The following is a 10,599-nucleotide window of genomic DNA, read 5'->3' as shown; positions in this document are numbered from 1 at the left end:
CCCCCTGAGAGCGCCCCGGCCCCGGCCGGAGACACCTCCGGGGGCGACGAGCACGCTCGGGAGCAGCAGTACCTGACCATGCTGCACGAGCGGCTGGACGGGCTGCGCGCCGCCGCCGCCGCCGGACTCGCCGAAGCCCTGCTGCGCGACGATCCCGAACCCGGCGCGCGCGCCGACCGCGACGCGCTCGCCGCCCGCCACGCCGACCAGGTCGCCCGCTTCGACGCGATGCGCGACCGGCTGCTGTTCGGCCGGCTCGACATGGCCGACGGCGAGCAGCGCTACATCGGCCGGATGGGTGTCCTCGACCCCGAAGCCGACTACCAGCCGCTGCTCATCGACTGGCGGGCCCCGGCCTCCCGCCCGTTCTACCTGGCCACCGGGGCCACCCCGCTGCACGTCGCCCGCCGCCGCCACATCCGCACCGTCGGGCGGCGGGTGACCCACCTCGACGACGAGGTGTTCGGCCCGACGACCCTCGGCGGCGGGGTCCTCGGCCTGCGGACCCTCGACGGGCTCGGCGCCGACGAGGGCGACCCCGACCTCACCGCCGGCCCGCCCACCGCGGCTGGTGAACCGGACGGCACACCGGCGCACGACAGCCTCGTCGGCGAGGCGGCGCTGCTGGCCACCCTCGGCGCGCACCGCACCGGCCGGATGCGCGACATCGTCGCGACCATCCAGGCCGAACAGGATCGGATCATCCGCTCCGAGCAGGACGGCATCCTCGTCGTCGAGGGCGGGCCGGGTACCGGCAAGACCACCGTCGCGCTGCACCGTGCCGCCTACCTGCTGTACTCCCGGCGCGAGCAGCTGTCCAAGCGCGGGGTGCTGATCGTCGGGCCGAACCCGGCCTTCCTGCGCTACATCGAGCAGGTACTGCCCTCCCTCGGCGAGACCGGGGTGCTGCTGTCGACCGTCGGCGACCTCTTCCCCGGCGTGCGGGCCCGTCGCGCCGAGAGCACGACCGCCGCGGAGGTCAAGGGCCGGCCCGAGATGGTCGACATTTTGGCCGCCGCCGTCCGCGACCGCCAGCGGCTCCCCGACACGCCCCTGGAGATCACCGTCGCGGACGGGGTCGCCCGCCTCGACGAGACGATCGTCGTGCCGGCCCGGGCCGCCGCCCGGCTCACCGGACGCGCACACAACCACGCCCGGTCGGTGTTCGTCCGCGAGGTGATCACCGCCCTGACCCGCCAGATCGCCGACCGGTACGAGTCGTCGATCGACGAGGTCGACATCCCGGACTTCGTCGACGACTTCATGCTCTGGCCCGACACCGACGCCGCGCGCGACGCCCTCGGCGACAGCACCGAAGGCGGCGAGCCGGGTGGGGGCAGCGCGGCGACGGACGGCGGCGACTGGCCCAGCGCGGCCCTGGCCGCCGCGGCCGCGGCGGCGGACCGGCCGGTGCTCGACTCCTCCGACCTGGCCGATCTGCGCCGCGATCTGAGGTCCGACCCCAGGCTCGCCGAGGCGATCGACGGCCTGTGGCCGCTGCTGACCCCGCAGGCGCTGCTAAAGGACCTGTTCGCCTCCGCCGACGCACTGTCGCGCGCCGCCCCCGGGCTGACCGACGCCGAGCGGGCGGCGCTACGCCGCGACCCCGGCGGGGGCTGGGCCCCCGGCGACTGGACACCCGCCGACACCCCGCTGCTCGACGAGGCCGCCGAACTGCTCGGCGACGACCCCCGGGCGGCGATCGACGCGGCCGTCGCCGCGCACCTGGAGCGCCAGCAGCGGATCGACTACGCCGGCGGCGTGCTGGACATCCTCTCCCGCGGCGACACCGAGGACCCCGACGGCGAGCTGCTGATGGCCTCCGACCTCATCGACGCCGACCGGTTCGGCGAACGCCAGGAGGAGGTCGACACCCGCAGCACCGCCGAGCGCGCGGCCGCCGACCGCACCTGGGCGTTCGGCCACGTGATCGTCGACGAGGCGCAGGAGCTGTCCCCGATGGCCTGGCGGATGGTGATGCGCCGCTGCCCGACCCGGTCGATGACGCTGGTCGGCGACGTCGCGCAGACCGGCGACGCGGCGGGGAGCTCCTCGTGGGCGCAGGCGCTCGACCCGTTCGTCGGCCCGCGCTTCACCCTCGAGCGGCTCACGGTGAACTACCGCACCGGCGCGGAGATCATGGACATCGCCGGCGACGTGCTCGCCGCTCAGGGGCGTGGGCTGCGCGCGCCGCGGTCGGTGCGCCGGTCGGGCCGCGCGCCGTGGCGGCTCATGGTCGGCGCCCACGAGCTGGCCGAGCATCTGGAGCAGCTGGTACGTGCCGAGCGCGCGGCGGCCGGCGGCGGGCGGCTGGCTGTGATCGTGCCGCGCTCCCGCCGCGACGAGCTGGCGTCCCTCGTCGAAACCGGGTCCACCGGCCCGCGACCGGACCAGGACGTGGAGGTGGGGGCGCCCGCGCAGGCGGCACCGCACGGCCAGGCGGGCACGGCGGACAGCGCGGACGGGGAGGGTGGCGCGGACGGGGATCCGGAGCGGCCGGTCGTCGTGCTGACGGTCCGTGAGTCCAAGGGGCTGGAGTTCGACGCGGTCATCGTGGTCGAGCCCGAGCGCATTCTGGCCGAGTCGCCGCGGGGCGCCGGTGACCTGTACGTCGCGCTGACCCGGCCGACGAACCAGCTCGGGGTCGTGCACGTCGGCGAGCTGCCGGCGGTGCTGAGCCGGCTGCGACCGCGCGAGGCGACCGGTGGGACAGCCGGCGAGGCGACCGGCGGCGTTCCGGCGGCCGGTCCGGCGGCATCCGGTCGCTGAGGCGCCTCGCGCCGCGGCGCGAGGCGCGGCGGGCTGCGGCCCGGGCGGAGGTCGGTCCGTCCCCGGGACGGGGCACACAGCCTCGTCCCGGGGACGGAATGGAGGTTTCAAGATCGAATTTAGTAACGAACGGTCGTCAACAGCGTTGACTATCTTGTGTCGGGGGTGCACCAGCCGGTAGTCGAACGATCAGCCCACCGCCGGTCACCCGCCCCGCGCGGTAGACGCGAGCAGCCGATGCCACCGGTCAGGCTCGAGGTTCAGCCACCGGTCGACATCCTCGCGCCACCAGATCCGGGTCCCGTTCCAGGCGGACGTCCGGTTCACGACCCCCGCGGCCGCGGGGGCCGCCGGATCACTGCGCAGCCGGTGATCGACAGCCTGCCGGGTGACGCCCAGCGCCCGGGCGATGTCACCAGACCCGACGAGCAGAGGGAGCTCATCCACCCCGCCGACGCTAACCGCAAAAAGGACGGACGGGATGCCCCGCCGCCCCGGTAGGTGGGGCAGCGCACCCCATCACAGGACCAACGGATGACATACGGGAGCACTCGACCCCTGCGTACGGTGCCACCCGGCCTACGGAGCGGTGCGCTGACGACTCCGTCACGGCGCACCGCGCGGCGGGGAGAACGGTCAGGCGGCCGATCAGGCGGCGCGCTTCGCCGCGATCCGCTCGCTGTCGGGCCAGCGCACGTCGTGGGCCCAGCCGAGGCGCTCGAACACCGCGATCAGCCCGGCGCTGAGGTCGATCTGGCCGCGCAGCACACCGTGCCGCGCGCTGGTGGGGTCCGCGTGGTGCAGGTTGTGCCACGCCTCCCCGAACGACGGGACGGCCAGCCACCACACGTTGCCCGAGTGGTCCCGGGTGGCGAACGGCGTGGCGCCCAGGACGTGGCAGATCGAGTTGATCGAGAAGGTCACGTGGTGCAACAGGAAGACCCGGACCAGCGACGCCCAGAAGAACGCGGTGAGCGCGCCCGTCCACGACCCCGCCCACAGGCCGCCGACCAGCGGCGGGAGAAGCATCGACACGGCGACGAGCCAGCCGAAGCGGTCCGAGATCCGCCGGATGTCCCGGTCGGCGAGCAGGTCCGGGCAGTACCGCTGGGCATTGGTCCGCCGCGGCGCGAACAGCCACCCGACGTGCGCGTGCAGCAGACCGCGCGCCAACGACCGGGTGCCGGGCCCGAAACGCCACGGGGAGTGCGGGTCGCCGTCACGGTCGGAGAAGCGGTGGTGGCGCCGGTGCGCGGCCACCCAGTCGATCACGCTCATCTCGATCGCCATGCTGCCGGCGAGAGCGAGCGCGATCCGCAGGCCCCGGCGCGCCTTGAACGCGCCGTGGGTGAAGTGCCGGTGGTAGCCGACGGTGATCCCGAGACCGCCGATGACGTACATCACCGCGCCGATGACGACGTCGTGCCAGCTCAGACCCCAGCCCCAGGCGAACGGGACGGCGAGGGCGACCGCCAACAGCGGCCCACCCAGGAAGAGCGCGAGCAGGATCTGCTCGGCGCGGGACTTCGGCCGCGGATCCAACTCGGGCGCGGCGCCCGCCGCCCGCGGCGACGCGGCGACGGCACCCACGGCGACCGTGCCCATGGCAACGGCGGCGCCCGCGGCGCTCTCCTCCGCGGCGGCCGCGCCCACGGCGGCCTTGGCCGAGGTCCGCCTGCCCGCGGTGCTCACCGGCGGTGGGCACGCCGCCGCCGGGCCCGCCGGCGTGGGCGGCCGCACCGCGACGGCCGTCGCGACCGGCCGGGCCGACTCCACCGGCACGGCGGCGACGGCTGGCGGGGCCGGCTCCACCGGCACGGCCGGCAGTGATGCCCGGGACGTGGCTGTGGCCGGACCGACAGTCAGTAGCACGGGCGGACTCACGCCCGTACGGTCATGGGACATATGGACCCTCTCCAGGTGGCCGGCGACGACACCGCCGACTCTGCTGCGAATCATCGTCCTGGTCAGTGGAGGTGGCGCCCCGGCCTAGGGGGGTCTGACCCCACCCGTACCCGCGGGGGGTGAGCCGCGCCGGCGCCGGCCGGCCCTCGGCGAGGGTGCCCGGCGGGCGCCGGCGGACAGGTACTCGGCCCCGCCCGGCAAGGGCGGGGATACCCACGCCGCCGCGGGTCGATGCGCCGCCGCGCCCCGGCCGGTGGCGGTTCACCCGGCGCGGTTCACCCGGGTTCACCCGGCGCGGCCGACGAGCCTGCGCGCCACGGACCGGACGGCGCGCGCCGCCACGGGGCGGCCCGTCGCCCGCGCCCGCCGTCCGTGGGGCACGATCGAGAGCACCATGACGCCGCACACCTCCACGCCCGAGAACACCTCACCCGACCTCGCCCCCGGCGGCAGCGCGCCCGGCGTCACACCCGGCAGCGCGCCGGGCCCGGCCGCCGGCTCGCCGTCGCTGGTCGACCGCCTGCCGGCCGGTCCCGAACCCGACGCGGACGCCCTGTTCGACGCGTTCGGCGCCTGGGTGACCGACCAGGGCCTGGAACTGTATCCGGCGCAGACCGAGGCGCTGATCGAGGTGGTGAGCGGAGCGCACGTCATCCTGGCGACACCGACCGGCAGCGGGAAGAGCCTGGTGGCCACCGGCGCCCACTTCGCCGCGCTCGGCTGGGGCCGGCGCACCTTCTACTCCGCGCCCATCAAGGCCCTGGTGTCGGAGAAGTTCTTCGCGCTGTGCGCGGTGTTCGGCCCGGCGCGGGTCGGCATGATGACCGGTGACGCCTCGGTCAACGAGAGCGCGCCGATCATCTGCTGCACCGCCGAGATCCTGGCGAACATCGCGCTGCGTGACGGTGCCACGGCCGACGTCGGCCAGGTCGTCATGGACGAGTTCCACTACTACGCCGACCCGGACCGGGGCTGGGCCTGGCAGGTGCCGCTCATCGAGCTGCCCGACACGCAGTTCCTGCTCATGTCGGCGACGCTGGGCGACGTCACCCGGTTCGAGGAGGACCTGACCCGGCGCACCGGGCGGCCCACGGCGGTGGTGCGCTCGGCGCAGCGGCCCGTCCCGCTGTTCCACCGGTATGTGACCACCCCGCTGCACGAGACGATCGAGGAGCTGCTCGAGACCCGTCAGGCGCCGGTCTACGTCGTGCACTTCACCCAGGCCTCCGCGCTGGAACGGGCCCAGGCGCTGATGAGCGTGAACGTCTCCACCCGGGCGGAGAAGGACGCCATCGCGGAGATGATCGGCGGCTTCCGGTTCACCGCCGGGTTCGGGAAGACGCTGTCCCGTCTGGTCCGGCACGGGATCGGCGTCCACCACGCGGGGATGCTGCCGAAGTACCGCCGGCTGGTCGAGCTGCTCGCGCAGGCCGGCCTGCTCAAGGTCATCTGCGGCACCGACACGCTCGGGGTGGGCATCAACGTCCCGATCCGCACCGTGGTGTTCACCGCGCTGTCGAAGTACGACGGCACCCGCACCCGGATCCTGACCGCGCGGGAGTTCCACCAGATCGCCGGGCGGGCCGGGCGGGCCGGCTACGACACCGTCGGCAACGTCGTCGTGCAGGCCCCCGAGCACGTCGTGGAGAACGAGAAGGCGCTGGCGAAGGCCGGGGACGACCCGAAGAAACGGCGCAAGGTCGTGCGCCGCAAGCCCCCCGAGGGCTTCGTCTCCTGGGGCGTGCCGACCTTCGAGCGCCTCGTCGCCGCCGAACCCGAGCCGCTGACGTCGCACCTCGCCGTCAGCCACTCGATGCTGCTCAACGTGGTCAACCGGCCGGGGGACGCGTTCAGCGCGATGCGCCACCTGCTCACCGACAACCACGAGTCGCCGGCCGCGCAGCGCCGGCTCATCCGCCGCGCGATCGCGATCTACCGGGCGCTGCTCGCCGCCGGGGTGGTGGAGAAGCTCGACACGCCGGACGAGACCGGGCGCACCGTGCGGCTCACCGTCGACCTGCAGCTCGACTTCGCACTCAACCAGCCGCTGTCCCCGTTCGCGCTGGCCGCGATCGACCTGCTCGACCGCGAGTCCCCCGACTATCCGCTGGACGTCCTGAGCCTGCTCGAGTCGACGCTGGACAACCCGCGGCAGGTGCTGTCCGCGCAGCAGTTCCGCGCCCGCGGGGAGGCGGTGGCGGCGATGAAGGCCGAGGGCGTCGACTACGACCGGCGGATGGAGCTGCTCGACGAGGTCACCTGGCCCAAGCCACTCGACGAGCTGCTGCACGCCGCGCTCGCCACCTACCGGCGCGGCCACCCCTGGGTCGACGACTACGAGCTGTCGCCCAAGTCGGTCGCCCGGGACATGTACGAGCGGGCGATGACCTTCGCCGAGTACGTCGACTTCTACGGCCTGGCCCGCTCGGAGGGGCTGCTGCTGCGCTACCTGGCCGACGCGTTCAAGGCGCTGCGCCAGACGGTGCCCGAGGACGCGCGCACCGAGGAGCTCACCGACCTCACCGAGTGGCTGGGCGAGCTGGTCCGCCAGGTCGACTCCAGCCTGCTCGACGAGTGGGAGGCGCTGCGCGACCCCGCTCCCGAGAGCCACGCCCCGCCGAGCGGGCTGGTCGAGCGGACCTCGGCGGTCACCGCGAACACCCGCGCGTTCCGGGTGCTGGTGCGCAACGCGTTGTTCCGCCGGGTCGAGCTGGCCGCGCTGCGCCGCTACGACCTGCTCGGCGAGCTCGACGCGGCCGTGGGCTTCGACGCGCAGGCCTGGCGCGACGCCCTGGAGCCGTACTTCGACACGCACGCCGAGATCGGCACGGGGCCGAACGCCCGCGGCCCCGGGCTGCTCATCGTGGAGACCGCCGCGGACCGCTGGACGCTGCGCCAGATCTTCGACGACCCGGCCGGGGACCACGACTGGGGAATCAGCGCCGAGGTGGACCTCGCCGCCTCCGACGAGGCCGGCATCGCCATCCTGCGGGTGACGGCCGTCGACCAGCTCTGAGCGGCTTTCCCGCGGTCCGCTTTCCGGCGGTCGGTCGGGCGGCGTATCGGGCGGCGGGCGCGGCGGCGAACCGCCAATGGCACCGAGGTGTTCATACGCGCTCCGGGCGGTGTGCAACCGGCACCATCGGTCCAGCCCTCCCGCGTAGGTCCTGGAAATGCCGCAGGTGCGGTGCGGCGCGATGCGGTAACGGACGGACATGACGGCCGCCGCGGCCGGCCCGCGGCCTTTCCCGTAGCGGCCCGCGCCCGGCCGGGCCGGGCATCGCGCACCGGCGTCCACCCACGACCAGGGGTGACGGCGGCGACTGTGGACACGGGCCCGAAAGACGCCACCGGCCTGGTATTTACCCAACCCCAGCGGCAGACATTCTCATAAACCAACCACCGGATACACAACTGACACCATGCTGGGAATCGGTGAAGAACACCGGACGACGGATCCCGTCGATCCATGTCAACGGAGAACGAACGGTCGATCACCGCACCCCACGCGCCGCCGTGGCACGCCGGCGCACCGCCGCGCACCGCCGCGCGGCGGTGCGCGGCGGCGGGATCCACGCGCCGCACACGGGGATCCGGCGGTGGTGGCGGGCCCACGCGACCGGGCCACCCCCATACACCTTCGCCGGATCCCAACCCTCACTGCGCGCGTTCGGCACCACAGTGCACAATGCGCTGATTGCCGGGACGAAGATCCCCTTGCTAGTCTCATTTCCCAGCAAGGCGTTTTGTCTGCCGTAAAGGACCGGGCGACCCGGCGACACTCCCCGCCGACCCGGCACCGCATCCGGCGCCGCACGACCTCCGTTTCCGCGACTGACCTCGTCTCACGCCGGCTTAGGCCCGGGAAATAAGTGGCGGGCCGGTGGCACCTTTGCCGAATTTTTCTGTTTTGTTTCGTTCTTAGTCCGCGAGACCCCCGGACGAGAGGAAGACGATGACATCGGGCACTTCCGATGACTGCTCGGTCGAGGCTTTGCTGCCTCGAGCCGTCACCCGGCTGCGCGCCCGTACCGGCGCCGATCTGGCCTATGGCGGATCGGTCGACCCCCGCTCGCGCTACCTGACCATCAGCGCGCTCGACGGGAACCGCACCAACGCGCTGCGCGGCATGTCGCTGCCGCCGGGCCACGGCGTGGGCGGGCGGGTCGTCGCGCTGGGACGGCCCGTCGTGATCGACGCCGGCACCCGCCCGCGCTACACCGAGGACCAGCGTGACTGGGCCGTCCTCGGCGAGGACATCTCCTCGGTGGTGGCCGTGCCGGTACGCACCGGCGGAACCGTCCACGCGGTGCTGTACTGCGGCGTGCGGGCCGACAACCCCGTCCCGCCGGCCGCCGTGGAGACCGCGCTCAGCGTCGCCCGCCGATTCGAGGCGTTCCTGGCCGAACGCACGATGACGGCGCGCGCCGACGCCGGCCCGACCCCGGGCGGCCCGGCGGGCGCGTCCCGGCTGCGGGTGCTGTGCCGGGTCGACGCCGAGCTGGAGGAGCTCAGCTACCAGGCCGGCGACCCGGCCCTGCGGGAACGGATCGTCGCGGTGCGCGACCTGCTCGAGGACCTCTTTCCCGACACCGCGCCGCCGACGCGGGCCCAGCCCTTCGGGCTGTCCCCCCGCGAGCTCGACGTCCTGCGGCTCGTCGCGGAGGGCATGTCCAACGCGGAGACCGCGCGCCGGCTCGCCGTCAGCCCCGAGACGGTGAAGGCGTACCTGCGCAGCATCATGAACAAACTGGGGGTGCACAACCGCACCGCGGCCGTGAACGTCGCGCGCCGTTCCAGCCTTTTGCCGTGAGGCCGGCGCGACGGCGCGCCACCAGAACCGCCGACGGGCGGTGACCCCCCGAGATTCTCGGGGCGGTCACCGCCCGTCTGCTTCGTCCGAGTCGTTCACCCGGCCGGCGGTGCACCCCACCGAAAGTGCTTCCCACCGACCACGCACCCGGCGAGCAGGGCGCCCGACCGGCGTTTCGCCCGCGGCCGGCCGGTGGGAAACATTCCGTTCACGCCCATCGGGAAATGCATTCCAGTCCTGGTGCCCGTAACCCACGGGCCACGAGCGGAACCGGCCGCGGGACGAATCTCACCGGCGCCGCGTCGGCCCGGGGCAGAATCGCCGCGCGCCGGGCGCCGGCGCCGGTCGGGTGGCCGCGGCGCCGGGCGCCGGCAGCGGGAGCGGACCGGTGGACGCCGGGCCCGACGCGCCGCTCTGATCCCCCGCGGGCGGCTGTTCCGCCCCAGGTGGCGGCGCCGCGCCCGGGCCGCCCGACCGCGGCCGCGCCCCGGGCCGCTGCCCTGTCCCACCGGGCGCGGCGGGACGCTCGTCCCAACCGGAACCCTCCGGCCGGCCCGCGTTGTCAGCCGGAATACCCCCGTGCGGTTGAACCCCGTACCGCGGCCGGGGGCACCTCGCCAGATGCGGCGGTGTTCTGCCGTTGTTGTGCCCTTCGAACTTCTCCTCCACGACGAACTCCCCCTCCTCCGGATACCGACTGGCGCGAGTCACGACGTCATCGCGGTACTCACGCCAACGGCGTGAACATTAAAGAGGGATTCGCGCCTTTGGTACCCCTCTACGGGGGTATCGCCCAATCTTTGCTACTTCTACGTTGAACTCATGTCATTTCCCGTCGAAGTCACGCGGCGGTTCAGGGGCTCGACGGGGCGCCCCGCCAACCACCGGTCACCCGCCCACCCGGGCGCCGTGGCCGGGCCGGCAGAACCGCTCGAGCCGCACCCGCCGGCCCGCACGACGCCACCGCGGCCCGGCACCGTCCACCCAGCCGCGCCACCGCCACCGGAGCAGGGGCCACGCCGGCGCCGCTGGCGCGGTCGCGCCGGGCGCTCGCCCGAGCCGCGGGCCGCACAGCCGCGAGCCGCCGCACCGGGAGCTGCCGAGCCGCGAGC

The 10,599-nt window shown here is 74.1% G+C and carries 6 protein-coding genes; 3 read left to right on the top strand and 3 right to left on the bottom strand.

The features are described 5' to 3' along the window. On the top strand, nucleotides 1-2,769 hold a 2,769-nt coding region (locus FMEAI12_RS35595; RefSeq protein WP_112109398.1), incomplete at its 5' end, for an ATP-binding domain-containing protein. Nucleotides 2,770-2,973: 204 nt separating this feature from the next. On the opposite strand, the gene FMEAI12_RS35590 is transcribed toward FMEAI12_RS35595, so the two are convergent. Then, nucleotides 2,974-3,216 carry a hypothetical protein gene (locus FMEAI12_RS35590; RefSeq protein ID WP_006539918.1) on the bottom strand — a complete coding sequence of 81 codons (243 nt, stop codon included), beginning with the start codon at nucleotides 3,214-3,216 and terminating at the stop codon, nucleotides 2,974-2,976. Between the two features lie 201 nt (nucleotides 3,217-3,417). Then, complete coding sequence (locus FMEAI12_RS35585; protein ID WP_235015130.1) at nucleotides 3,418-4,653, bottom strand: acyl-CoA desaturase; 1,236 nt, start codon at nucleotides 4,651-4,653, stop codon at nucleotides 3,418-3,420. Between the two features lie 274 nt (nucleotides 4,654-4,927). On the opposite strand from FMEAI12_RS35585, the gene FMEAI12_RS35575 reads away from it, so the two are divergent. Continuing rightward, nucleotides 4,928-7,690, top strand: coding sequence for an RNA helicase (locus FMEAI12_RS35575; protein ID WP_235015128.1), 2,763 nt, complete (start codon nucleotides 4,928-4,930; stop codon nucleotides 7,688-7,690). Nucleotides 7,691-8,629: 939 nt separating this feature from the next. Then, on the top strand, nucleotides 8,630-9,487 hold the full coding sequence (locus FMEAI12_RS35570) for a LuxR C-terminal-related transcriptional regulator (protein WP_020461711.1): 858 nt from the start codon (nucleotides 8,630-8,632) through the stop codon (nucleotides 9,485-9,487). Nucleotides 9,488-10,375: 888 nt separating this feature from the next. Here the strand turns inward: FMEAI12_RS35570 and FMEAI12_RS39095 are convergent. Beyond that, nucleotides 10,376-10,599 (bottom strand): hypothetical protein (locus FMEAI12_RS39095; RefSeq protein ID WP_235015126.1); only part of this gene is annotated, 224 nt, incomplete at its 5' end.

The sequence above is a fragment of the Parafrankia sp. Ea1.12 genome (genome assembly GCF_900465275.1).
GTDB lineage: Bacteria > Actinomycetota > Actinomycetes > Frankiales > Frankiaceae > Parafrankia > Parafrankia soli.
This window is presented reverse-complemented; position numbering and strand designations above follow the sequence as displayed.

What these genes read in the sequence shown, in the direction of transcription:
- FMEAI12_RS35570 (WP_020461711.1), top strand. Translation starts at nt 8,630, where the DNA reads ATGACATCGGGCACTTCCGATGACTGCTCGGTCGAGGCTTTGCTGCCT.